Raw genomic sequence first — 26,843 nt, 5'->3', positions numbered from 1 at the left:
CTATGAGTTTATCCACTTTAAGTATCAAAAGACCCGTTTTAACGATTGTACTCAACTTGATGTTGATTCTTTTCGGGATTATTGGGTATACGTTTTTGGGTGTAAGAGAGTTTCCTTCTATCGACCCAGCACAAATTTCTGTACAGACGAACTATTCTGGAGCCAATGCCGATATCATTGAATCCCAGATTACCGAACCTTTAGAAAAAGCAGTCAATTCGATTGATGGAATTCGAAATATATCTTCATCGAGTAGTCAGGGAAGAAGTAATATTGCGATAGAATTCAATTTGGATAAGAATTTGGAAGAAGCCGCGAACGATGTTCGTGATAAAGTATCACAGGCAGTTCGCAGTTTGCCTCAAGATATTGATGCACCACCTGTAGTGTCCAAAGCAGATGCCGATTCGGAACCTATTATTACGATGACCGTTCAGAGTGATAATAAAAATGTATTGGAGTTAACCGATTATGCGGATAACGTACTTTCTCAGCGTTTGCAGACTATTCCGGGAGTGAGTAGTGTGCAAATTTGGGGAATGCGTAAATATGCCATGCGTTTATGGATTGATCCGAATAAATTGGCTTCGTACGGATGTACAGTAGCCGATGTACGTTCGGCATTGAACAAACAAAATGTAGAATTGCCTTCGGGAAAATTGACAGGTGCCAATACCGAATTGACGGTTAAAACTATTGGAAATATTTCAACCGAAGAAGGTTTCAATAATATCATCATTAAAGCGGAAGGAGATAAAATTGTCCGTTTTAGTGATATTGGTAAAGCGGCTTTAGAAGCTGAAAATTTAGAAACAAAATTGTCCGATTCGGGACAACCGATGATTGGTATGGCTATTATTCCGCAACCGGGAACCAATTATTTGGATATTGCAGAGAAGTTTTATGAGCAATACGATCAGTTGCAAAAAGATTTACCAAAAGATTTCAAACTGAATATTGCCATCGATAATACAGTATTCGTTAAAAAAGCGGTATTGGAGGTGGCTGAAACATTATTGCTTTCGGTTATCCTTGTAGTATTGATCATCTATTTGTTCTTTAGAGATTGGGCTATTGCATTCCGACCGTTAATTGACATTCCTGTTTCGTTGATTGCTACATTCTTCATTATGTATTTATGTGGATTCTCCGTAAACGTATTGACATTGTTAGCAATCGTTTTGGCGACAGGATTAGTAGTAGATGACGGAATTGTAGTTACCGAAAATATATTCAAAAAAGTAGAGGAAGGCATGTCGCCTATAGAAGCCGCTATCAAAGGTTCTAATGAGATTTTCTTCGCTGTAATTTCAATTTCAATCACCTTGGCAGCTGTTTTCTTACCGGTGATTTTCTTAGAAGGATTCGTGGGTAGATTGTTCCGCGAATTTGGTGTGGTAATTGGTGCGGCCGTATTGATTTCAGCATTTGTATCGTTAACGCTTACGCCAATGTTGAATGCTTACTTAATGAAAGGTGGCGAACAGAAAAAATCAAAATTCTATACTTTAACTGAGCCTATTTTTGAGAAAATGAATTCCGGTTATGCCGAAGCATTGACTGGCTTTATGAAAAAGAAATGGTTGAGTTTTCCTATTTTGATTCTTTGTTTCGGATTAATTTATCTGTTCTTTAATGTATTGCAAAAAGAAACCGCGCCATACGACGACCGAAGCTTCCTGAGCGCACGTGTAACGGCTCCAGAAGGTGCTTCGTATGATTATATGGATCGTTTCATGAACGATTTGACAGAATTGATCAATGATTCGATTCCGGAGAAAAAAGTGAGTTTGATTGTTACCTCACCAGGTTTTGGATCTTCTTCTGTGAATAGTGGTATGGCTAGAATTGCATTGGTACAACCAGATGAAAGGGAAAAAACCCAAAAAGATATCGCTGAAAAGCTTACCAAATGGACAAAACAATATGCTGAAGCGAAAGTTTCGGTCTCGGAATCGCCAACTATCGCGGTGAATAGAAGAGGAGGTTTGCCTGTACAATTTGTAATTCAAGCGCCTAATTTCAAAAAGTTAGAAGAAAAGATTCCACAATTTATGGATGAAGTTTCGAATGATCCAACTTTCTCGAATTCGGATGTGAATTTAAAATTCAATAAACCGGAAGTATATGTAACAATAGATAGGGAAAAAGCACAGAGTTTAGGGGTGTCGGTGATTGATGTGGCCCAAACCTTACAGCTTTCTTTAAGTGGTCAGCGTTTCGGATACTTCATGATGAATGGGAAACAGTATCAGGTTATGGGTCAGTTTGATAAAAAAGACCGAAATGCACCTATGGATTTGACTTCTATTTTTGTGAAAAATGATAAAGGACAATTGATACAGTTGGATAATTTGGTTCATGTTGATGAACAAAGTAGTCCGCCTCAATTGTACCATAACAACCGATACATGTCGGCAACGGTTTCCGCAGGTTTGGCTCCAGGTAAAAGTATCGGTGACGGTATTGAAGCCATGGAACGAATTAAAGAAAAAGTATTGGATGACACTTTTACTACCGATTTAAGTGGTGAATCGCGTGACTTCGTAGAAAGTAGCTCGAACACATCCTTTGCTTTCGGTTTGGCTTTATTGTTAATTTTCTTGATACTTGCTGCCCAATTTGAAAGTTTTATCGATCCATTTATAATTATTCTAACTGTACCAATGGCAGTTGCTGGAGCATTATTTTCATTGTGGTTGTTCGGTCAAACCTGGAATATCTTTAGTCAGATCGGAACCGTTATGTTGATTGGTTTAGTGACCAAGAATGGTATTTTAATTGTTGAATTTGCGAATCAGTTAAGAGAACAAGGTAAATCAAAATACGAAGCCATTATGGAAGCTTCAGAATCGCGTTTGCGTCCAATTTTAATGACCAGTTTAGCGATTGCCTTAGGAGCTTTACCTATTGCATTGTCACTAGGGGCGGCTTCTACCAGTAGAATAGGTATGGGTGTAGTTATTGTTGGAGGAACGTTGTTTTCTTTGGCACTGACATTGTTTGTAATTCCAGCTATTTATTTGATGTGGTCAAGAGAAAGAAAACACCGACCTGAATTTGATACTATTGAACAATATGAAAAGGCTTAATGTGATGCGTAAATTTTTATTTCAAATAGCAGTATTGGTTTTTGTGCCGAAAGTAATGGCGCAGGAGATTTTGACTGTCGATCAAGCGGTTCAAATTGCTCTAAAAAACAATTATGATATTAAAATTGCTACCAACGAGCTCAATGTTGATAAAGAAAATAATGCTATTGGGAATGCGGGAATGCTTCCTGAACTCAACGCAAGCTTGACTAAAAATAATAGCATTCAAAATTCCAAACAAACACAATCCAATGGAGATGTGAGAGAATTGGATAATGCGAAAAACAATCGATTGGAGTATGGTGTAAATTTAGGATGGACTGTTTTTGATGGTCTCAAAATGTTTGCCCGTTACGATCAGTTAAAAGAGTTGGAAAAGCAAGGCGATGTTCAATTGAAATTAACGATACTGACCAAAGTGAGTGATGTGATGACAACGTACTATGATTTGGTACAACAACAGCAACTGATTAAAGCTTTGGATACTACGATTGTAATTTCGAAACAACGTTTGAAAACTGCTGAAAACCGTTTTTTAATCGGTAAAGCAGCTAAGTTGGAAGTGTTGAATGCTCAGGTCGATTTGAATACGGATTCTTCTACTTTACTGAAGCAGAAAGAATTGTATGAAATTACTAAAATTCGATTGAATGAAATTCTGGCAAGAGATTTAGCTACAAATTTTCAAGTGGTTGAAGAGGTTGTGGTAGATGATAAACTGCAATTGACAGAATTAAAAGCATTAACCGAAAAGCAAAACTTACAACTGCAGCTGGCTTTGATCAATAAACGTGTGGCAGAGTTGGAATTAAAACAAACCAAAGCCAATCGATACCCGACTGTACGATTGAATACGGGATATACATTTGTAGAAACCGAAAGTAGTTTAGGGTTTACAACAGCAACTTCGAGTCGAGGATTAAATTACGGACTTACAGCCACGATGCCCATTTTTAATGGTTTTTCTCAAAACAGAAATGAAAAAATTGCCAAGCTTCAAGTGGAAAATTCGAGCTTATTGGCAGAACAACAAAAACAAACGATAAATGCGCAACTGTCTTCGGCGTATCAAACGTATTTGACCAATGTGGAGTTGGCAAAACTGGAAGAAAGTAATGAAGCGATTGCGAAGAAAAATATGGAGATTACTTTGGATAAATTCAAAATTGGAACTGTTCCAACGATAGAATTCAGAAATGCACAAGAAAACTACATCAATGCAATTGCAAGAAACAGTAGTGCGAAATTTCAAGCGAAGATATCCGAGATTGTGCTGCAACAAATAGCAGGAAATATAAAGTTTTAAATGAAAAAAGCGCTGAAATTAAGCGCTTTTTTATTGTTTTATATCGAAGTGATTTTCTTTAAATCAGCGATGGTTTGTGTAGGGTTTTCTGCGTTGAAAACAAAACTTCCGGCTACCAAAACATCAGCGCCAGCATCTACTAATTGTTGTGCGTTTTTACTGGTTACACCGCCATCAATTTCAATTAAAGTGGATGCGTTGTTTCTAGTGATGATTTCTTTGAGTTGCTTTACTTTTTTATATGTGTTTTCAATAAATGATTGTCCACCAAATCCGGGGTTCACACTCATGATGCAAACCAAATCAATATCCTTAATTACATCTTCCAGTAAAGAAACATTAGTGTGAGGATTTAAAGCTACTCCTGCTTTCATACCTTCTGCTTTTATAGCTTGTAATGTTCTGTGTAAATGAGTGGATGCTTCGTAATGTACCGTTAATACATCTGCTCCTAATTTTTTAAAAGTGGAAATGTAACGATCAGGATCAACAATCATCAAATGCACATCAATGGTTTTTTTGGCATGTTTGCTGATAGCATCCAAAACCGGCATCCCGAAAGAAATATTGGGTACAAAAACACCATCCATAATATCAATGTGGAACCAATCGGCTTCACTGGCATTAATCATTTCGATGTCGCGTTGTAAATTGGCAAAATCCGCTGCAAGTACAGACGGAGCAATAAGTGTGTTCTTCATTTTTTAGAAAAGTATTGTTGTGTTGTGGGGCAAAGATAACTCGAAGTTTACGAGTTTTAAAATTTACTTGCACAATTGTGGTTCTGCTTTTGCTCTTTTTCTTTTGGGCTATTGATAAGTTTTCCATGCTGTATTACGGTACAGAATGAAATAAATTGAATTGAGAATTCTACCTAAATTGATTTTTGGGACGTTTGAAAGGATAATTCAATGTAGTTGTGTAATTGTCAGATTATCTGTTGATTGTGTTAAATTTTTTTATAAATTGTTTTTTTGCCTAACTTTGTTTTGTAAAAAATAACCTACTTATGAAAAAAATTTATGTAGGGGTGTTGGTCGTTCTGACTCTTCCGATGTTTGCCCAAATCGGAGTCGGAACAACAACACCCAACACTTCTTCTATTTTGGATGTAAGTTCTTCCAACCGTGGTTTTTTATTGCCAAGAGTAGCACTTACTTCGCTTACTGATGTAGTAACCGTTCCAAATCCAGCCAAAGGATTGTTGGTGTATAATAAAGGAACTGGCGGTTTAACCCAAGAAGGAATTTTTGTATGGAATGAACTTAGTTGGAAACCTTTTGTTTATGATTCGGTCAATGAATTCAATGGAGATGTTAGTGGTAATGTTGCTGTGAATAAGGTAGTTGGAATTCAAAGAAAACCAATCTTATTCTCTTACCCAACCATATCACAATTGCTACGTTATAATGGGACTGCATGGGTAAACTCAAATGATGTATCCAGTCAAAACTGGTTGATGAGGGGAAATAATACTACTCAGTCGAGTTGTTTTTTAGGAACTACAGATGATAGTAAAATGACTTTGTCGTCTTATAATCAACCCTTTTTTGAATTTGGTAGAAGACAGACTTTGGGTCTCACTCAAGGATATACTGATTATACTGATGATAGTCAGTTAGTAACACATTTACGAAGTGCAATCCAGTTTGAAGCAATAGGTTCGGTTGCGTACAAGCCAATTTTTTTCGTGAATAATGATGGTAATTTCAGGTTTAAAGGAAGTATGGCTGGTGATGATTATTTCGAAATAGGTGCGGCTGGCTCAACCTCAAATGATGGTTCTGTGGAATTTCTTGTTGGAGATGAAGGGAATGAGCCCATCGTTTTTGAAAAGTATAATAATGCATCAAGCGTTGAAATGCTTAGAATGCAGGGAACAGGTTCCAATGCAGCAGTTAGAGTTGGTATTAATACCAATGCGGTAGTTGCTAATTCTGTTTTACAAGTGAATGGATCAATATCAAAAAGTATAGTCAGTACTTCAACAAATTTGACTCTAACAGATGCGCATTATACAGTTGTTCTTACTGGCGGTGCTACGACAGTCGGAATAACACTTCCGTTGGCTTCTTCAGCAACTGGTAGAGTATATATTATCAGAAATACCTCTGGTAGCACAAAGACAATAAGTAATTATACCAACGAATCTGGAACTTTGGTTTCAGTGTTGAATAATAATACTGTTGTTTGGTTACAGTCGGATGGAACCAATTGGCTTTCAATGTAAAATTTACCCCAAATAAATAACTACTTAACTTCAATTTTACTGCTTATGAAATTAAAAATTACTCTCTTTTTTGTTGGTTTCGTCCTATTTTCCAATGCATTTTTTGCTCAGGTTGGTATTGGGACAACGTCTCCACATCCTTCGTCGATTTTGCATTTGGAATCGGACTCAAAAGGGTTTTTGTTGCCAAGAATTGCGCTTACCTCAAGAGCAGATGTAACTACAATTGCTTCTCCAATAGCTGGTTTGTTAATCTATAATACAGGTTTGGGCGGATTGACACCTGAAGGGATTTATCAGTGGAAAAGTGGAGGCTGGAATTTGATTCTTGACTCTACGACCCCTCTAGGAGGTGATGTAATTGGAGGTATTGATGCGAGTGTTGTATCCAAACTTCAAAATCTACCGGTTTCGTCTATACCGCCAACAATTAATCAGGTTTTACGTTATAATGGTTCTCAATGGGAGCCTTCAGATGATGTATCGGCTCAAAACTGGTTATTGGTAGGGAATTCAGGAACAAATCCTACAACCAATTTTTTAGGAACGATTGATAATGTAAAAATGCAATTGCGTTCAAATAATCAAAATGTTTTGGAGTTTGGCTTACGAAATACACTCGGTTTATTGGATACTACAGCAGATTATGACAGTCCGAATCAAAAAGTAACCTACCTAAGAAGTGCATTACAATTTGAAGCTCCAGGAGCATCATTTTATAAACCCATGTTTTTTGTTGATGCTAATGGCAATTTTCGATTAAAAGGAAGTGCTGCAGGTACTGATTTTTTTAGTTTAGGTGCTGCAGGAACGTCAGGAAACGGTGCTTTAGAATTCCAGGTGGGCGATGATGGAAATGAGCCTATTGTATTCAAAAAGTATAATTATACTTCAGGAGTTTATATCGAAATGATGCGAATGCAAGGTACAGGCTTAGATAATACAGTAAGAGTTGGGGTTAATACTTCTGGTACAGTTGCGAATTCTACATTGCAAGTGGTCGGTTCTCAATCAAATAGTATTACAATGTTCTCTACTGCAAATCCAACGTTAAATGATACTCATTACAGTGTTGTTCTTAGAAATGGAGTTTCTGGAACTTTAAGTTTACCGGCAGCTTCAACTTGTCTTGGAAGAATTTACTGTATACGCAATAACTCCGGAGGTGCTGTGACTACTTCTTCTTATAGGAATATAGCCAATACTGCGGTCACTTCTATTGCCAATTCTACAGTGATTCAATTACAATCCGATGGGACAAACTGGTTGCAAATACGTTAAATGAGTACTTAGAAACCTTGATTCATCAAGGTTTTTTTATTTGTAGTAAAAGCAAAAAAAACTCCGGACCCAAGTCTGAAAGACGAAATGAGCAAAGCTAAACCCGAGGCAGAGCCGAACTGACTGGAGGATTGCTTGAAAAAGCAAAACTCCGGAAACCCGAGGCAGAGCCGAACTGACTGGAGGATTGCTTGAAAAAGCAAAACTCCGGTAATCAGCCGGAGTTTCAATCATCAATCAAAAAACGAACAGTCATAGACTGTTGTTGTCGTAATAGGATTAACCTAAATAAGTTTTCAAGATTTTACTTCTTGATGTATGTTTTAATCTGCGGATTGCTTTTTCTTTAATCTGACGAACACGTTCGCGAGTCAAATCAAAAGTTTCACCGATTTCTTCTAAAGTCATTGGGTGTTGGTCACCTAAACCAAAGTACAAACGAACTACGTCAGCTTCACGAGGCGTCAATGTTTCCAATGAACGCTCAATTTCGGTACGCAACGATTCGTGAATCAACTCTCTGTCTGGGTTTGGAGATTCACCTGAACGTAATACGTCATATAAGTTAGAATCTTCACCTTCAACTAATGGAGCATCCATGGATAAGTGACGTCCAGAATTTTTCATTGATTCCTTCACATCGTTCACAGTCATATCCAATTCTGCAGCAATTTCTTCGGCAGATGGTGCACGCTCGTTAGATTGCTCTAACAAAGCATACATTTTATTGATTTTATTGATTGAACCAATTTTATTCAAAGGTAAACGTACGATACGTGATTGTTCTGCTAATGCTTGAAGGATAGATTGACGAATCCACCAAACTGCATAAGAGATGAATTTAAATCCGCGGGTTTCATCAAAACGTTGAGCCGCCTTAATTAGTCCAAGATTACCTTCATTAATCAAATCGGGAAGTGTCAATCCTTGGTTTTGATATTGCTTAGCTACCGATACCACGAAACGCAAGTTGGCTTTAGTCAGTTTTTCAAGCGCACGCTGATCACCAGCCTTGATGCGTTGTGCTAACTCTACCTCTTCATCAGCAGTAATAAGGTCAACTTTACCAATTTCTTGTAGGTATTTGTCTAAGGAAGCAGTTTCACGGTTAGTTACCTGCTTAGTGATTTTGAGCTGTCTCATCTAAAATTCTCCTTACTTTTTATAAGTTCTTATAGTTATACGTAGCGAGTTATAAAAAAGTTACAAAAAGTTTAAATTATTTTAATCAACCCAAAAAGAAGGTCTTATATTGGATGAAAAAGAGGTGCAATCACCACACTGAATGTTGGTTAAATACACTTCGGTTAAGCCATATCGATATACAGATTTAATCCGATCTCGAATAGACCCTAGTATAAAATCCCCGGAACAACTTGGATTGGTGGGACAAGGGGTAGGTCCACCAGGAAAGCAGAAACAATTGGAGAATTTAAATTCATTTTCATTAAAAGGGTTTATTTCAGGACAATAATATGGATAGTCAGGTTTTTGTTGGTTGGGAAATGTTTCTTCATAATTGAAAAAAATTCGTTGTTTGGATACATGTACAACATCAAAAAAACCAATCACTTTTTCTGTTGGAGTCGTTGCGTTTTTAATGTTACCACTAAAAAAACCAGGTTGATTTTGCGATAATAAATTGCCATTGGATGCACTCATTTTTAGTGCTTCAAAATAGTTATTGGCAGCCAAACTTTCATTGTACATTGTTACTTCTATCGAATATCTATTGGCAATTTTATAGTCATTGTTTTTAATAAACTGAACTAAGTTAACCGATGAATTGCTACTATTTAAAGAAGTGTTGGAAATGTTGATTTCTTTCGATTTTTCGGTCGTATAACAAATTTTAGCCTCATATGGCCAAGGTTCCATATATAAATAACCGGGAGGGGTGTCATACGTTAGAGGAGGAGGGTTGTAATAGACAGCTACACCTCTTTCGGCGATCCAATGAGGCGCTATGATTTTATGGGTTTCTTCGTATTCGAACCTGTAGTATTCTGTGTTTTCAGAAGTCTTGGTACTCTTAGCCATGATTTGTACACCCGTTTCTCCATTTTGGTTAGTGCCAACAATCGGTTTAAGTTCATTGATATCGGTTAATGAACTCATTTTTTCGGTAGTTGAAGTATAGGTCTTTCCATCTGCAGTAATAATATGCAATTGATAATTCACATTGGGTACAGCTGCAAATGCTTGTTGAGAAACATATTTATCTCCGCTTCCGGAAAAATTGTATTGGTTGCCATTATTGTCGGTAACATACACTACAGCTCCCACTTCGGTGTCTGGACCGTCTTCTTCTAATCGGTAGGTACGGGAAAGTTTGATTTCCTGAAGTTTGTACTCGTCTGTGATCGTAGCTTCAATAACTAACGCACTTTCAAAAGTTTCAGTCTGAAGTGCATAAGGTTCTGTACAGCTAACTATAAGCAATGAGAATAGTAAGAGGACTATGTGGAATGTTTTTTTTATATTCATTCGTAATGACAATTAATTTTTAATCTACCCAAAAAGAAGGTTTTACATTGGAAGAGAATAATGTACAATCACCACATTGTGAATTGACAAGGGTGATACCGTCTAGACCTGCACTAAAAACAGTTTTTTCTCTGAATTCTATAGATCTTAAAATAAATTCCCCATGACATTCAGAATTTACGCCAATTGAAGCGAAACACAAATTGAATTTAAAGTCTTTTTCATTGAAAAACGTGATTTCTGGGCAATAATAGGGGTAAGGGGGTTTCGGTTCATTAGGGAAAATATCTTCAAAATTAAAGAAGATTCTCTTGCTTGATACATGGGCAATGTCGAAGAAACCTATTACCTTTTCTTTTGGATTGTTACTGTTTTTTATATTGCCACTAAAAAATCCAGGTTGGTTTTGTGAAAGTAAACTGCCACTTGAAGATGTTTTCTTTAACGCATCATAAAAATTATTAGCTTCAAAACTTTCATTGTGCATAGTAACTTTTATAGAATAGCGGTTGGCTATTTTATAGTCGTCGATTTTTAAGAAACGAATTAAGTCGATTACGTTGTTTGTGGAGTTTAGCGATGTATTGCTAATCAATATTTCTTTTGAATTCTCATGAGAATAACAGGTTTTTGATTCATAAGGCCACGGTTCCAATAACAGATATCCAATGTTCTGACTGTTGGGTAGTGGAGGGTTATAATAAACGGCAACTCCTCTTTGAGTGATCCATTGAGGGGCAATTACTTTATTGGTTTCTTCATACGTATATCTGTAATATTCAGTACTGTCAGTTGTTTTTGTTCCATTGAGGAGAATTTGGACCCCGTCTTCACCTACACTATTTAGTCCTCTTACTGCAACAATATCATCGATATTTGTAAGGGAACTCATTTTTTCGGTAGTTGAAGTATAGGTCTTTCCATCCGAAGTTACTATATGCAATTGATAATTCACATTGGGTACAGCTGCAAATGCTTGTTGAGAAACATATCTATCTCCGCTTCCGATAAAATTGTATTGGTTGCCATTACTGTCGGTAACATACACTACTGCTCCCACTTCGGTGTCAGGACCGTCTTCTTCTAATCGGTAAGTGCGCGATAGTTTTATCTCCTGATGTTTGTATTCATCAGTGATAGTTGCTTCAATTACTACCGCACTTTCAAAGGTTTCAGTTTGAAGACCATAAGGCTCTGTACAGCTAATTGTAAGTAGTAGTAATAGTGAGAGGACTATGTGGAATGGGTTTTTTATGTTCATTTGAAATGATGATTAATTTTAATCAACCCAGAAAGTAGGTCTTACATTAGAGGAGAATATTGTGCAGTCTCCGCATTGTGAATTGACCAGCATGATTTTATCTCTTCCGAATTTGTAAAGCGTTTTTATTCTCAAGTCGAGTGTGTTTAAAATAAATTCGCCTTGGCAATCGCTTGCAGTACCAGGGAAACTAAAACACATGTTGAATGTATATTCGAGTTCATTGAATGCATTTATTGGAGGACAATCATAAGGGTATGGCGGTTTTGGATCGTTTGGAAAAATAGTTTCAAAATTGAAAAAAATACGTTGTGTGGAAATATGTGCCACATCAAAAAAACCGATTACCTTTTCGGTTGGATTAGCTTGGTTCTTAATATTGCCACTAAAAAATCCGGGTTGGTTTTGAGATAGCAAACTACCTGTCGAAGAAATCTTTTTTAATGCATCATAAAAGTTATAGGATTCCTGACTTTCATTATACATTGTTACTTTTATGGAATATCGATTGGCGATTTTATAATCATCTACTTTAATAAAACGGATTAGGTCAACGGTATTATTCGTACTGTTTAGAGCCGTATTGCTTATTAAGATTTCCTGAGATTTTGCTGTCGAGTAACAGGTTTTGGCTTCGTATGGCCAAGGTTCAACATGTACCTCTCCAATTATAGGGCTAAAAGCTGGTGGCGGATCGTAATAAAATGCAACACCTCTTTCTGGTATCCATTGAGGGGCAATTACTTTATGTGTTTCTTCATAATAATAACGATAATACTCATTGTTAGTCGTGGTTTTAGTACTGTTAACAAGAATTTGTACACCTCTTTCACCATTATTGTTCAAGCCTTCAGTAACTGTAACATCGTCAATGTTCGTTAATGAATTGATTTTTTCATTACTTGAAGTGTAGGTTTTACCATCAGCTGTAATAATATGCAATTGGTAATTCACATCGGGTACAGCTGCAAATGCTTGTTGCGAAACATATTTATCTCCGCTTCCGGTAAAATTGTATTGGTTGCCATTACTGTCGGTTACATAGACAACTGCTCCTACTTCGATGTCAGGACCATCTTCTTCTAATCGGTAAGTGCGCGATAGTTTTATCTCCTGATGTTTGTATTCATCGGTTAAGGTAGCTTCAACTACTATTGCACTTTCAAAGGTCTCTGTCTGAAGTCCATAAGGCTCCGTGCAACCATAAATTAGTAGTAGCAGGAGAGATAGGATTAGGTTGATTGTTTTTTTCATATTCACTATTATAATGAAGATTAATTTTAATCGATCCAGAAAGAAGGTCTTATATTAGATGAAAAGGAGGTGCAATCTCCGCATTGTATATTCGTTAAATGGATAAATTCGTTTCCGAAAATATAAACGGCTTTTTCTCTATTCTTCACGGTTGTCAATACATAAAATCCACCACAAATAGGGTTGTTCGGACAGTTAGGCTGTCCATAGCAAAAACAATATCTGTATTTGAATTCATGCTCATTGTCTAAAGTCATTTTTGGGCAATAATAAGGGTAATCGGGTTTTTCCTGATTGGGGTAATACTCTTCAAAATTAAAGAATATCCTTTTGCTGCTGACATGGGCAACGTCAAAAAAACCAATAACTTTCTCTATCGGATTCGTGGCGTTTTTAATATTGCCATTATAAAATCCCGGTTGATTTTGTGATAACAAACTTCCGCCAGCTGCTGTTTTTTTTAACGCATCATAATAATTGTATGCAGCAAGACTCTCATTGTATACTGTAACTTTAATGGTATACCTGTTGGCTATCTTGTAATCAGTGTCTTTTAAAAATCGAATAGGAAAATTATTGGAAGTGCTTGTATTTGTAGATGTTGTTCCGAGCAGAATTTCTTTCGAATCTTCTGTAGAGTAACAAATTTTTGCTTCATAGGGCCAAGGCTCCATAACAACATATTCTGTAGGATCCTCAGGAGGAGTTGGTAAGATTGGCAAAACGATTCCTCGTTGCGAAATCCAATGCGGTGAAATTACTTTATTTGTTTCTTCATAAACATAACGATAGTATTCTGTTGCGCCTGAAGATGGTGTGCTTCTAGCAAAAATTTGAAGACCATTTTCTTCATGACTATTTGTTCCTTTTACAACTTCCAAATCCTCAATGTTTGTTGTTGAATTTAATTTTTCTGCAGTTGAATTATAAATCTTACCATCAGAAGTAGCAATATGTAACTGGTAATTTATACCGGCACTAGCGGCAAATTCTTGTTGCGAAATATACTTGTCTCCATTTTCTGTAAAATCGTACCGATTGCCATTGCTGTCTGTTACATAGACTACTGCGCCCACTTCAGATTCGGGACCATCTTCTTCTAATCGGTAAGTACGCGATAGTTTGATTTCCTGGAATTTATATTCGTCCGTGATTGTAGCTTCTATGACCAATGCACTTTCAAAAGTTTCTGTCTGAAGTGCGTAGGGCTCCGTACAGCCTAGTAGGAGTAGCGAAAGGAGAGAAACAAGCTGGTTAATTGTTTTGTTCATATTCATTTTTTAAACGAAGATTAATTTTTAATCAATCCAAAACGGAGGTTTTATATTGGATGAGAAAGAAGTGCAATCACCACATTGAATATTTCTTAGATCAACTTGAGTTAAGTGAACGCCAATTTGATAGTTAGGAAGAAATTTATAAACGGATTTAACTCGATGATAAACTGTTGTTAATACGTATTCTCCATCACAGCCGGGTAATGGCTCTTGAGGTAAACAAAATGCAACCGGATGAGAAAAATTTCCAGCATTTGGGTCTTCACTGTCGGGACAATAGAAAGGATATTCCGGTTTCTTGTGACCTGGAAAAAGAGAGTCGAAATTGAAAAAAACCCTTTTTTTAGACACATGACAAACATCAAAGAAACCTACTACCTTCTCTGTAGGGTTCGAAATATTTCTTATATTTCCATTGTAAAAGCCATTTTGTGTTTGAGACAATAAACTTCCATTTGTTGAGGCCCTTCTCAAGGCGTCATAATAATTGTTGGCTGCTTGGCTTTGAGTATACATCGTGACTTCTATCGAGTATCTGTGAGCAATTTTATAATCACTAACTTTTAAAAATCGAACAAGATTTGAAGATGTAGCTGTATTGTTTAAGGAAGTATTACCAATAAGTATATCCTTTGAATTTTCAGTCGTATAACATACTTTGGCTTCATATGGCCATGGCTCCATATAGATGTAACCCAAATCAGGACTTGTAGTAGGTGGAGGATTATAATATACTGCCACACCTCTGTAAGGTATCCATCGAGGTGCAATTATTTTATTGGTTTCTTCATAGGTATATCTGTAATATTCATTGTCGCTTGTTGTTTTAGTGCTTTTTGCAACGATCTGTACCCCTTTGCCCTCTTCATTACTGTTTTCCACTTCCACAACCAGATCATCAATGCTAGAAAGTGATGCAATTGATTCTTGAGTCGAAGTGTAGGTCTTTCCATCTGCTGTAGTAACATGCAGTTGGTAAGTTACATTCGGAATGGCACTGAATTCTTCTTGTGAAACATACTTCCCATTAGATTCTGAAAACGCAAAGTGGTTCCCGTTACTGTCTGTAATAAATACAGTGGCTTGCGATACTGTTTCGGGTTCGTTATCTGCTAATTTTAAGCTTCTGGTTATTCTTACCTCTTGGTATTTGTATTCATCAGTCAACGTAGCTTCAATAACGATAACGTCTTCAAAATCTTCTGTCTGTAGGGCATAGGGCTCCGTACAGCTCCAAATTAAAATGAAACTGAATAGAAGTAGTAGATGTTGTCCTCTTTTTACCATCGTGTTGTTGTTTATTCTACTACAAATGAATCGGATTGTAGTATTTTATTTCCTTTAGAATCTATACCTTCCAAAACAATCTCAAATGTTCCTGAAATATCAGAAGTATAAAAATGAATTTCGTTTTCTTCTTGTTTTACATCGGGTTTCCAAAGCAATTGGTATCTATAATCTGGAATTCTGGTATAGTCATTTGTTGAATAATCAATACTGAAATAATTTTTATCTTGTATTGGTCTCAGTAATTCAGGTTCAATTAAATAAATGTTTTTGTTGGTATTCTCGTAATCATTGTTTTTGCTTTTAATAAAGATGACTCCATTAAAGATCTTGGTGCCATAATAGTAACCTCCTCTAATCAAGCTTATAGACTTTACATTGTCAACATTGTATTTGAATAATTCATTAACATCCTGAATATAGAATCCGTCGATTAACACAAGTGCCGGATGTGATAATTCGTATTCTTTAATGTTGTCAACGATGTGAATTTCATTTCTCTTTCCAACGGTTTTGTAAAACGCACCAAAAATAACCTCGGTTAATGTTTCTTTAAGTGTCTGAAAACGGGTGTAGTCGTCCAACTTGAATTCAAGGTCAAACTTAAGGTAATCAATTTTGGGTGTACTCATAACAGCCAAAGAATCTTTTTTAGAAGCGAGATAGGCGTTTTCAATTTGACTGGCAACGGATCTGTTTTCCAAAGCTTTTTTCATCGTTGGCGAAATGGTAACAGGATTAAAAGTAAGTTGAGAATAATCCAAGGCATCTTGATTTGCCATTTCGATTGTATACTCGTCATTCTCTTTGTCTAAAATCTGTAACTGTAGCTTGTCCGTTTTATAAGATGACTCAATTGTAAAGGCAAATTCACCTTGAGAGTTTGTTTTTACGATTTTGAAAAAGGAATTGTCACCTACTATAGATAAGGCGATATTAATATTTTTGATCTCTGCTCCAACTTCTTTTTTGGGCTTTATTTTTCCAGCGATAACTTCTCCTCTAAATTCAGGAATAAGAATAGTTCCGCTCTTTTTAGTGATTGTTTGTAGGCTTGTGTTTTGTGGTGTAAGGTTAGAAAGGCTATCTTTTTTGAACACTCTCAATGTATACGATCCTGCTTTGTCGATTAATGGGGTTTCCTTCAAACGAAGCATCAACTTTTCTCTTTTACCATAGGTTTTCTTTTCAAAGTTAAAAGCTGAATTTGCATCATTATTGGTCATGGGCTGACTTACCACTTCATTTTTTACGACAACTTTTTTAGGGTCTAGCGGTTGGTAAGGATTAATGATGGTGATGTCCAAAATGCTACTGTCAATGATGTTTTCATTCAACATCCAATTGGTGTAGGCAATCAATTTGTAAGTACCTGTCTTTAGTGTACCTGGAATAAAGTATTCGCCATTGCTTTTACTGTTGTTTAAAAATAATTTGTTTTTAAAAACAACTTGTTTCTCGTCATTAATAAGCTCAACATACGCTATTTTACTGAATTCAGAAATTGTGTTTTTAGTTGTATTCAAACAAGTAACAGCAAAATAGAGTTTCTCACCCGTCAAAAAGGTGTTGGAATTGGTGGTGATGTACACCTTTTCTTTTACTACTGTGTTGTTGCCATTTACTTCGTTACCTTGAGAAAAAGCGAACTGAAATAATGAAATGGCTATAAGGCTGAATGTTAATTTTAATCTATCCAAAATATAGGTTTTAAGTTTGACGAAAAAGAGGTGCAATCACCACATTGAATGTTACGTAGAGAAACCGAAGTTAATTTAATACCAATCTCATAGGACGGATCGAATTCATAAACGGTTTTAGATCGATTGGATACAGAACTTAAAACATAATCTCCATCACAATCACTACTAGGATCGTTTTGCCCACAAAATTTAACCTGAAAACTCATGTTTGCTGCATTTGGGTCATTGCTGTCTGGACAATAGTACGGATATTCCGGCCTCTTGTGACCTGGAAAAAGAGTGTCGAAATTGAAAAAAATCCTTTTCTTAGACATGTGAGAAACATCAAAGAAACCCACTACTTTCTCCTTTGGGTTCGACTGATTTCTAATGTTTCCATTGTAAAAGCCGTTTTGTGTCTGTGACAGTAAACTTCCCGATGAGGAGGCTCTTTTCATGGCATCATAATAGTTGTTGGCCGCCTGACTTTGGGTATACATCTTGACTTCTATCGAGTATCTGTGGGCAATTTTATAATCATCAACTTTGATAAACCGCACAAGATTGGCCGATATATCTGTGTTGTTTAATGAAGTATTACCAATCAGAATATCCTTTGATTTTTCAGTCGCATAACAGATTTTGGCTTCATATGGCCATGGTTCCATATAAATATAACCTAAATCTGGACTTGAAACGGGTGGTGGGCTATAATACTCAACTACACCTCGGTAAGGTATCCATTTTGGGGCAATTATTTTATTGGTTTCTTCATAGGTATATCTGTAATATTCATTGCCACTAGTTGTTTTGGTGCTTTTCGAAATGATTTGAACTCCTTTGCCTTCTTCATTGCTGTTTTGAACTTCTGCAATCAGATCATCAATATTGGAAAGTGATGCAATTGATTCTTGAGTCGAAGTGTAGGTCTTTCCATCTGCTGTAGTAACATGCAGTTGGTAAGTTACATTCGGAATGGCTCTGAATTCTTGTTGTGAAACATACTTCCCATTAGATTCTGAAAATGCAAAGTGGTTCCCGTTACTGTCTGTAATAAATACAGTGGCTTGCGATACTGTTTCGGGTTCGTCTTCTGCTAATTTTAAGCTTCTGGTTATTCTTACCTCTTGGTATTTGTATTCATCAGTCAACGTAGCTTCAATTACAATAATGTCTTCAAAATCTTCTGTTTGCAAGGCATAAGGCTCCGTACAACTTTGTAAAAAGAGTACGGTTAATAGTAAAAGTTTGTATAATCTTGCCATTGGTTTAGAATTTGAAATTGTACGTAATCGTTGGGATTGGAACACTGAAAATCGTAGTTTTATATCCTTTGACTTCGCCGTTTTTGGTTACGAAAAATACCGAATACGGGTTGTTTCTTCCTAATACATTGTATATTGAAAAGTTCCAGAAACTGTGCGCTAACTTTTTGATTTTATGATTTCCTTCAAAGTTGACTCCTATATCCAATCGGTAATAATCCGGGATTCTAAATTTATTACGATCACTGTAAAGTGTGTATTCAACGCCATTGTACTCGTATTTACCAACTGGATACGTTACAGGTCTACCTGTTTGGTATATGAAATTGGCAGAGAAACTGTAACGTTTGGTTAATCTATAATTCATAACAGCACTGAAATCATGCGGCTTGTCAAAATTGGCTGAAAAATACTCTCCGTTATTTACTTTTTCCTCTTCAAATTTACCATCTAATTTAATGAAAGATCTTGAATAAGTGTAACTTACCCATCCGTTAAGTCTTCCTTCGGTTTTCTTTAGTAATAATTCCGCTCCGTACGATTTACCTTCTCCCTGTAATAATTCTGTTTCCAAATCGTCATTTAAAATCAGATTAGCGCCAACTTTATAATCTAAAATATTTTTAGATTTTTTATAATAACCTTCCAAACTTACCTCTAAGTCTTCATAGTTAAGATTTTTGAAAATTCCAACCGATAGTTGTTCTCCACTTTGCGGTCGTACATTCAAATCGGATAATTTCCAAGTGTCTGTTGGTGACATTGTAGTGTTGGTTGACAATAAATGAATGTATTGATAGGTTTTATCGTAACCAGCTTTAATTGATAAATCGTCGTTAATGGAATAGCGTAAAGCAACACGCGGTTCAAAGCCTTGGTAGGTTTTGAAAATCTCATTGTTGTTGTATTTCTCTTCACCCACTTGAGTGGCTTCACTTTTGGGTTGCCCTTCTTCATAAATCTTTTGGGTTGATGGACCCATAGCATTAAATACAGAATAGCGAATTCCAAAATCTAATAATAATTTATCCGAGAATTTATAACTGTCCGATATAAATAATGCACTTTCTAATCCTTTCTCTAAATCGATAGTTTTGGATTGTATGTTGGAATTGTCATTGTTTGGATTAATATATCCCGGATTGATGGTATACAGTTTGGTCGATAATCCATAGGTTAATTTGTTTTTTGGATTGATTACTGTGCTTGCTTTCAAAATCATCTGCGATTCGCCATTATCATAGCCAAATCGATACGAGTTCTCAGGTAAGCCATTGTAATCAATTTGAAACTTATATTTACTATTGGTGAAGGTGACTTCTGCATTGTTTTTGGAATTAAAATTGTGCTTCCATGTTAATGTGGCCAATCTATTGCTGTACTTGAACAACGAATCGGCTGTAATGCTGAATTTATCATTACTGTAGTATAAAGTGGATTCTATCGTGTTGTTCTTGTTAATTTTATGGTTGTATTTGGCTACGAAATCATAAAAAGAAGCTTCGCTTTCTTTTAATTTCTCCTCTTTTAAACTTCTTAAAATCCATCCAGAATAGGTACCTCGTGCACCAACAAGTAAACTGGCTTTGTTTTTTACCACTGGGATAGAAAGCGCAACGTTACTGGTAACAGGTCCAATACCAGCTTCGCCTTGGAATTTTTCATTGTTACCATTCTTTGATGTAATATCGAAAACGGAAGACAATCGACCTCCAAATTCTGTCGGAATACTTCCTTTGTAAATGTCTACTTTTTTTGTTACATAAGGATTCAAAGCCGAAAAGAAACCAAAGAAATGTGAAGGGTTGTAAATGGTACCTTTGTCCAGTAAAAATAAATTCTGATCTTCTTTACCACCTCGAACATTGAAACCCGAAGAACCTTCTCCAGCAGTTTTTACTCCAGGAATAGTCGTTGCTATTTTAAGTACGTCTCTTTCTCCAAAAACCAAAGGAACATTCTTGATACCTTCAGCCTCAATAGTAGTCACTCCCGTAACCGCGGTTCTTAATTTTTGTTTGCTTCTGCGTTTGATCACTACTTCGTTCAATTGATTTACTTTTTCAGTTAATGTCAGGTTGAGCTTACCATTACTGTAAATCATTACCTTTTTAGCCGTAGGTTTGAAATTCCCGATGTCTGTTGTTATCGTGTAAATACCTGAAGGTAATTTAAGTTCGTAAAATCCTTCTTGATTCGTAGTTACTACTATTTCTGTATTCTTTACGCGTATGTTAACATCGCTAATAGGTTCGTTGTTTTTTTTGTTTCGTACAAAACCCGAAAATGTAAACAATGCATTTTGTGTACTGTTCTGACTTTCTTTTCCAATTAATGAAATAGATTCGTTATCTTCTTTGTTAGAATCGAACTCTTGAAAAAATACTGGTGATACTGTTTTCTTTTGCTCTGCACTTGCATCCTTTAGAAAGAAATCTTTCGGTAATTTAGAGTATACTAGACTTTTGTGTGTTAAAATGATTTTGTTATTGTCTATGAAATAATTGATTTCAGTATCCTCGAAAAGTTTATCTAAAACACTAGTGAGTGTTTTGTTTTTAAATTCCCCAGATAGTAAGACAGAGTCATCCATCCACTTGTCTTGATAGTAAAACTTATAGGTTGTTATTCCTTCAATTTTTAAGAGAATTGCTTTTAAATTAATGTTAGAGTACTCGAAAGAAAGTGTGTTTTCTTGTTGTACAGCTGCGTTGTTGTCTTGTGAGTAAGACAAGTTGAAAAATATAAATGATAGAAGTAAAACTATTTTATTCATGGAGCTACAATTTAATTTTTGAATGATTTATTAATGGTTAACATTAAATTCTCCATGAATTTTATGTTGTTTTCCTTTTCGAGTTTTCTGTAATTCGTATAATAGGTGTTAATTTCCGATTTGCACTGTGGGAATAAATTTTGAATACTTTTCTTGGATTTTACTTCGGTAATCGTGTTGTTGATTTTTATAAAGTAGCTGTTGTCTTGTATATAGGATGTAAGTAAGCTGTTTTCTTGAATTATTTCCTTATCTGTTTTTTTGTATTTTATATAAAAAGTAAAGGCATTCGTGCGAAGATTTTCTTCAACATATTCGAACGGCTTTTCTTTTTGTAGTTGTATAGGTACGAACTTTCGATTTTGTATAGTGAAATAGGCAATCTTCGATTTGTTGAGTACCACCAATACTTTCTCCGATTGATTTTCTGGATTCAATAATAGATCATCCTTGAAGATGTCGTACTTTATTTTGTTATTATAATAAACCTGGTTGTTGAATTTTATTTCTTCTGTATAGAGTATGTTTTCCTGAAAATAACGGTGTTCGTTATTATAGGTGTCCTCATTGTTAATATGTAATTTTCCGTTATTGATGAGTTCATTGCCTGAACTTAAATCTTGGTCAAGTACAATATACATTTCTTTTTCTCTGTTGTTTTGAGAAATAGCGGTAGTGGTTTTAAGGCTTAAAAAAACCAAAAAAGATAAAAATCCAATTTTAAGCATGATGGTTGAGTTTGTTGCAATTTTATGTAAAAATAACAGAATAAAAGAAATTTCTTACGTATGATTATGGTAAAACCGTAAAAAATCTTAAAATAATACAAAGGAATGCTTTCAATTACTTGGTTTTTAAGTATTTATGATTTTCATTTTTTTAACAAAAATGTTAAGAATTGTGATACATTTTATAAATTGTAGCAGGTGTTTTGCAATATATTTCCAAAAAATAACCCCTAAAAGATTGCTCCTTTAGGGGTTTTCACGAATTAAATAATCTTAATTAACCTTGTGAATTATCTTTTTTGTCATCCTTTTTCTCTTCACGAGGAGGACGTGGTAATAATTGTTTTCTTGACACTTTCTCTTTACGTGTCTTAGGATCGATACCTAAATATTTAACTTGGAATACATCACCCATGTTGACTACGTCAGATGGTTTTTCTGTACGCTCCCAAGCTAACTCAGATACGTGTAGTAAAACCTCATTTCCAGGTGCTGCTGTATATTCAACAACGGCTCCGAAATCTAACATCTTAACTACTTTTACCTCATACGTTTCTCCAACCGCCGGTTTGAAGATGATCGAGTCAATTTTAGCTAATACTGCTGCGATTCCGTCTGGATCTGTACCTAAAATTTCTACTACACCTTGCTCGTCAACTTCGTTGATAACGATTGTAGTTCCAGTAGCTTTCTGTAATTCTTGAATTACTTTTCCACCAGGACCAATTAAAGCACCAATGTAGTTTCCAGGAATAGTACGTGTAATAATTTTTGGTGCATGTTTCTTAACATCTTCTCTCGGTGTAGCGATTGTTTCAGTCAATTTACCCAAAATGTGTAAACGTCCATCACGTGCCTGACCTAAAGCTTGCTCCATGATGTCATAACGTAAACCATCAATTTTGATGTCCATTTGACATGCAGTAATACCATCAGCGGTTCCGGTTACTTTAAAGTCCATATCTCCTAAGTGATCTTCATCTCCTAAAATATCAGACAATACAGCAAATTTTTCACCGTCTGTGATTAGTCCCATAGCAATACCAGAAACTGGTTTTACCATTTGAACTCCAGCATCCATTAAGGCCATTGTTCCAGCACATACTGTAGCCATTGAAGATGAACCATTCGATTCTAATACTTCAGATACAATACGGATAGTGTAAGGACAATCTGCAGGGATCATATTTTTTAACGCTCTTTGCGCTAAGTTTCCGTGTCCTACCTCACGACGTGAAGTTCCTCTTAATGGTTTTGCTTCACCAGTTGAGAAAGGAGGGAAGTTATAGTGCAAGTAGAATCTTTCTTCACCTTGTTCTGATGGAGAATCAATTACGTTCGCTTCTCTTGATGTTCCAAGGGTAACTGTCGCTAAAGCTTGAGTTTCTCCTCTAGTAAATAATGAAGATCCGTGTACCGATGGTAAATAATCGGTTTCACACCAAATTGGTCTGATCTCAGTCGTTTTTCTACCGTCTAAACGTAATCCTTTTTCTAGGATAACATTACGTACAGCTTCTTTGTTGGTTTTGTAAAAATACTTTCCTACTAAACCAGCTAAATCTGCATTTTCAGCATATTCTTCTTCTGTGAATAAAGCTTTAGCTTCTTCTTTAACCGCAGCGAATTTCTCACCACGCTCACTTTTTCCAGAAGCTTCTTGTGCAATAGCATAACATTTGTCATAGGCAGCAGCTTTCACTTTTGCATAAACTGCTTCATCTTCCACTTCGCCTTCGTACTCTCTGTAAGCTGGTGATCCAACTGCAACTCTCAATCTTTCTTGAGCAGCAATTTGAACTTTAATAGCCTCGTGCGCAAATTTGATAGCTTCTACCATCTCAGCTTCTGAAATTTCTTTCATCTCACCTTCCACCATCGCAACCGAATCTTTAGATGCTCCAATCATCATATCGATGTCAGATAATGCTAATTCTTCTCTGCTTGGATTGATTACTAATTTTCCATCAATACGTGCAACACGTACTTCGGAAATTAAATTGTAAAATGGAATGTCTGAAACAGCTAAACACGCCGATGCAGCTAATCCAGCCAAAGCATCAGGCATTACATTGTCGTCATGTGACATTAATTGGATCATTACCTGCGTTTCTGCATGGTAATCATCCGGGAATAGCGGACGCAATACGCGGTCTACTAAACGCATAGTTAATACTTCGCTGTCACTTGGACGTGCTTCTCTCTTGAAGAAACCGCCAGGAAAACGACCTGCCGCAGCAAATTTTTCACGATAATCTACTGTTAACGGTAAAAAATCCACACCAGGATTTGATGTTCTTGCAGATACAGCAGTTGCTAGTAACATGGCATCGCCCATACGAACAACTACTGATCCGTCAGCTTGTTTGGCTAATTTCCCAGTCTCGATCGTGATACTTCTTCCGTCACCTAAATCGATAACTTCTTGGAATGTTTTTGGAATCATAAAATGTAATTCTAAATTAAACAAAGGGTCTTAGTCGTGTTGTTGTGTGTTGTTGTGTAGTTGTCTGAAACCCAATGAAAAACCAAACTTTTCTTTGTATAAATATATAAAACAAAAAGAGGCGCGCGGGCACCTCTTTTCATCTTGATTATTTTCTGATGTTTAATTCTTTGATAATCGCACGGTATCTGTTGATCTCCGTATTCTTTAAGTAGTCAAGAAGACTTCTTCTTTTACCTACTAATTTCACTAACGAACGCTCAGTGTTGTAATCGTGACGATTTCTTTTTAAGTGCTCAGTTAAGTGGTTGATTCTGAATGTGAATAAAGCGATTTGCCCTTCAGCAGAACCAGTGTTCTCAGCTTTACCTCCGTGTTTAGCGAAAATTTCAGCCTTTGTTTCTTTTGATAAATACATGCTAATATTATTTAAATGATTATTATGTAGATTGGATAATTCCAATACGGGTGCAAAGGTAAAACTATTTTTGAATATCACAAGTTTTATTTTGAACTTGATGCTAAAATTTTGATTTAGAGATGGAAGGTAATGTCGAGTGTAATGCTATTGCTTTTTGAATACGAAATAGAAAGGTCAAGGGTTGTTTCAAATAGTTGTAAGTGAGTGAGTAGGGTAAGTAACATTATTGTCTTCTATATATATAGCGTATATATAGCGTATATATAGCGTATATATGTCGTATATATGATATGTTAAAGTCTACTTAAAGACTGAGTTGTTTTTGCGTTTCGTTCTGTTTCAATTGTATAAAAATGTTATGGAAGTAGTAGGTGGCTAATGTAGTACTTGTTAATAAGTGCCATAAATGAAGTATTGAAGTATTGAAGTATAGTGTAGTGTAGTGGTTGAGTTATGGATATGGTGCCTGTTAAAATATCGAAGTCAAGTTGTATTGGGTTATTGGATTGCTAAACCATTGGAAGACTTAGATTGTATGATTTCTCCGTTGTCGTAATGACAAAGCACGAAAATTAGTAAATCCATCAATCGGTTAATTGGTTAATCAAAAATAAGATTGGCTTCGATCAAGGGCTTTGTCTCAAAAGATAAGCTACCACTTTGTTCTCAATATCTTGTGCAGCAGTCGATGTAATTTGAAGATTTCTGATTGGTTTCAGTTCCGTTTCGGTATGTGCTTTTTGGTTGTACCAGTCTCCCAAACCGTCATTTTTTTGATTTCTCCATTCCGGAATACGGTTGGCTGGAATACTTTCTAATTCCATCTTGTCAAAAGTATTGTCGATGGTGACTTTAAAAAAGTTTGTGGAGTTTTGGTTGTTTCGTAACGGAACAATAAATTCGGACCAACTGTGATTGCCTCTGGTGATAACCTTGCCCTCGTAACCCATCGTGCTTAATAATGAAACAAAAGCCATTTCGCGTTCGCTACACCACCCGAAAGTATTGAAATTACCACATTCTGGAGTGTTGTATTTTGGTTTTTCACTTACTAAATCACTCAGGAATAAATAGGGCGTACGGTCGATATCTGCAAAGGATTTGTACTTTGAAAACTCCTTAGGAGGTGTCTTTTCAATTAATTTTCGGTTAGTTTCCAAATCAATTATCCCATACCTCGGATTTGGAGTGGTCCAATGCCAGAAATACGGGATATTTAATAGGTCGCCTCTAGAATAATTAGAGGCAGAATGGCTCGTGAAAAGCTTATGTAGTATATGGAATGTGTAAAATGTGGTAACGTTTACCGAATCTGCTTCTTTAATAGAGTGTTTCCTTACAGCATCTTTAAAGGATGATGAATCAACCGCCTGAAAGTCGTTCCTGTGGTTTTGAATGAGTTCTTTGAAAAATAAAGGTACTGCTGTCCGATTGTATCCAAAGGTTTTGGGATGAAAATCGGTTTCGTTTTGACCAATCTGATTTTTGCAGAATACCAATAAAAGAATACAACCCAAAAAAGGCAGGAATGCTTTTTTCATTTAGTATAACTTCGCTACTTCACTGTTTACAAATTCCAAGAAACGCTCATCGGCTTCTGTGAAGGGATCAATCACATGGCTGTCAATGTCAATCTGTCCAATGTTTACTCCATCAACAAATAACGGAACAACAATCTCAGATTTAACCGTAAAACTGCAGGCAATATAATTGTCTTGTGCCGATACATCAGGTACCACAAAGTTGGCATTCGACTCGGCTACTTGTCCACAAATCCCTTTCCCAAAAGGAATCACAGTATGGTCGGTCTCTGCACCCACATAAGGCCCAAGGTGCAATGTCTTGGCTTCATGATTCGCAAAATAAAAACCTACCCAATTGTAATAGCTAATGTTGTCTTGTAATAATTGGCAAATTTGTAGTAGTTTTTCGTCTCTACTTGCTGATGAATTCGTTATTTCGGTAACCTTGGGTTGTAATTCGTCAAATGTCATTTTATTTCGTTTTTATGCAAAAGTAACGAACGCCAATTTTAATTTTTATATAAATT

19 protein-coding genes are annotated in these 26,843 nt (G+C 36.0%); 4 read left to right on the top strand and 15 right to left on the bottom strand.

From position 1 onward, the window contains the following. The first annotated feature begins 2 nt into the window (after window positions 1-2). On the top strand, window positions 3-3,092 hold the full coding sequence (locus tag ACFO7M_RS11835) for an efflux RND transporter permease subunit (RefSeq protein ID WP_379716384.1): 3,090 nt from the start codon (window positions 3-5) through the stop codon (window positions 3,090-3,092). Continuing rightward, the gene (locus tag ACFO7M_RS11830) at window positions 3,079-4,398 is read left to right on the top strand and encodes a TolC family protein (protein WP_379716381.1); all 1,320 of its coding nucleotides are present in this window, start codon (window positions 3,079-3,081) and stop codon (window positions 4,396-4,398) included. Before ACFO7M_RS11835 ends, ACFO7M_RS11830 begins: the two co-directional genes overlap by 14 nt. Before the next feature lie 38 nt (window positions 4,399-4,436). Here the strand turns inward: ACFO7M_RS11830 and rpe are convergent, their stop codons facing one another. After that, window positions 4,437-5,099, bottom strand: a complete 663-nt coding sequence (gene rpe, locus ACFO7M_RS11825; RefSeq protein ID WP_379716378.1) for a ribulose-phosphate 3-epimerase — start codon at window positions 5,097-5,099, stop codon at window positions 4,437-4,439. 308 nt (window positions 5,100-5,407) lie between these two features. On the opposite strand from rpe, the gene ACFO7M_RS11820 reads away from it, so the two are divergent. Next, window positions 5,408-6,628, top strand: a complete 1,221-nt coding sequence (locus ACFO7M_RS11820; RefSeq protein ID WP_379735831.1) for a hypothetical protein — start codon at window positions 5,408-5,410, stop codon at window positions 6,626-6,628. 45 nt (window positions 6,629-6,673) lie between these two features. Further along, the gene (locus tag ACFO7M_RS11815; RefSeq protein ID WP_379735829.1) at window positions 6,674-7,909 is read left to right on the top strand and encodes a hypothetical protein; all 1,236 of its coding nucleotides are present in this window, start codon (window positions 6,674-6,676) and stop codon (window positions 7,907-7,909) included. 279 nt (window positions 7,910-8,188) lie between these two features. Here the strand turns inward: ACFO7M_RS11815 and ACFO7M_RS11810 are convergent, their stop codons facing one another. From ACFO7M_RS11810 to ACFO7M_RS11745, 14 genes are all read right to left on the bottom strand, one after another. Continuing rightward, window positions 8,189-9,052, bottom strand: a complete 864-nt coding sequence (locus ACFO7M_RS11810; RefSeq protein ID WP_014164868.1) for a sigma-70 family RNA polymerase sigma factor — start codon at window positions 9,050-9,052, stop codon at window positions 8,189-8,191. Between the two features lie 81 nt (window positions 9,053-9,133). After that, a complete protein-coding gene (locus ACFO7M_RS11805) occupies window positions 9,134-10,396 on the bottom strand; it encodes a DUF4249 domain-containing protein (RefSeq protein WP_379735828.1) in 1,263 nt (420 codons plus the stop codon). A gap of 19 nt (window positions 10,397-10,415) precedes the next feature. Then, window positions 10,416-11,657 carry a DUF4249 domain-containing protein gene (locus ACFO7M_RS11800; RefSeq protein WP_379735826.1) on the bottom strand — a complete coding sequence of 414 codons (1,242 nt, stop codon included), beginning with the start codon at window positions 11,655-11,657 and terminating at the stop codon, window positions 10,416-10,418. Window positions 11,658-11,675: 18 nt separating this feature from the next. Then, the gene (locus ACFO7M_RS11795) at window positions 11,676-12,911 is read right to left on the bottom strand and encodes a DUF4249 domain-containing protein (protein ID WP_379735824.1); all 1,236 of its coding nucleotides are present in this window, start codon (window positions 12,909-12,911) and stop codon (window positions 11,676-11,678) included. A gap of 26 nt (window positions 12,912-12,937) precedes the next feature. Next, window positions 12,938-14,182 (bottom strand): DUF4249 domain-containing protein, encoded by a 1,245-nt coding sequence (locus tag ACFO7M_RS11790; protein WP_379735822.1) that lies wholly within the window; start codon window positions 14,180-14,182, stop codon window positions 12,938-12,940. A 27-nt stretch (window positions 14,183-14,209) separates the two neighbouring features. Beyond that, window positions 14,210-15,475: a DUF4249 domain-containing protein gene (locus ACFO7M_RS11785; RefSeq protein ID WP_379735821.1), complete on the bottom strand. Its 1,266-nt coding sequence runs from the start codon at window positions 15,473-15,475 to the stop codon at window positions 14,210-14,212. A gap of 11 nt (window positions 15,476-15,486) precedes the next feature. Continuing rightward, window positions 15,487-17,175: a hypothetical protein gene (locus ACFO7M_RS11780; RefSeq protein ID WP_379735819.1), complete on the bottom strand. Its 1,689-nt coding sequence runs from the start codon at window positions 17,173-17,175 to the stop codon at window positions 15,487-15,489. After that, a complete protein-coding gene (locus ACFO7M_RS11775; protein WP_379735817.1) occupies window positions 17,163-18,422 on the bottom strand; it encodes a DUF4249 domain-containing protein in 1,260 nt (419 codons plus the stop codon). Before ACFO7M_RS11775 ends, ACFO7M_RS11780 begins: the two co-directional genes overlap by 13 nt. A 4-nt stretch (window positions 18,423-18,426) precedes the next feature. Beyond that, entirely contained in the window at window positions 18,427-21,198 is a 2,772-nt protein-coding gene (locus tag ACFO7M_RS11770; RefSeq protein ID WP_379735815.1) for a TonB-dependent receptor, read from the bottom strand. A gap of 11 nt (window positions 21,199-21,209) precedes the next feature. Further along, on the bottom strand, window positions 21,210-21,926 hold the full coding sequence (locus tag ACFO7M_RS11765; protein WP_379735813.1) for a hypothetical protein: 717 nt from the start codon (window positions 21,924-21,926) through the stop codon (window positions 21,210-21,212). A 277-nt stretch (window positions 21,927-22,203) separates the two neighbouring features. Next, window positions 22,204-24,372 (bottom strand): polyribonucleotide nucleotidyltransferase, encoded by a 2,169-nt coding sequence (locus tag ACFO7M_RS11760; RefSeq protein WP_379716340.1) that lies wholly within the window; start codon window positions 24,370-24,372, stop codon window positions 22,204-22,206. Between the two features lie 148 nt (window positions 24,373-24,520). After that, a complete protein-coding gene (rpsO, locus tag ACFO7M_RS11755; protein WP_379716337.1) occupies window positions 24,521-24,790 on the bottom strand; it encodes a 30S ribosomal protein S15 in 270 nt (89 codons plus the stop codon). A 629-nt stretch (window positions 24,791-25,419) separates the two neighbouring features. Continuing rightward, window positions 25,420-26,334: a hypothetical protein gene (locus ACFO7M_RS11750; protein ID WP_379735811.1), complete on the bottom strand. Its 915-nt coding sequence runs from the start codon at window positions 26,332-26,334 to the stop codon at window positions 25,420-25,422. Continuing rightward, on the bottom strand, window positions 26,335-26,787 hold the full coding sequence (locus tag ACFO7M_RS11745) for a GAF domain-containing protein (RefSeq protein ID WP_379716331.1): 453 nt from the start codon (window positions 26,785-26,787) through the stop codon (window positions 26,335-26,337). It abuts the gene before it with no gap. Window positions 26,788-26,843: the final 56 nt, after the last annotated feature.

The sequence above is a fragment of the Flavobacterium sp. GCM10023249 genome, assembly GCF_042653365.1.
In the GTDB taxonomy this organism is placed as follows: domain Bacteria; phylum Bacteroidota; class Bacteroidia; order Flavobacteriales; family Flavobacteriaceae; genus Flavobacterium.
The sequence above is the reverse complement of the archived record's forward strand: the minus strand, read 5'-3'. Positions and strand labels throughout refer to the sequence as shown.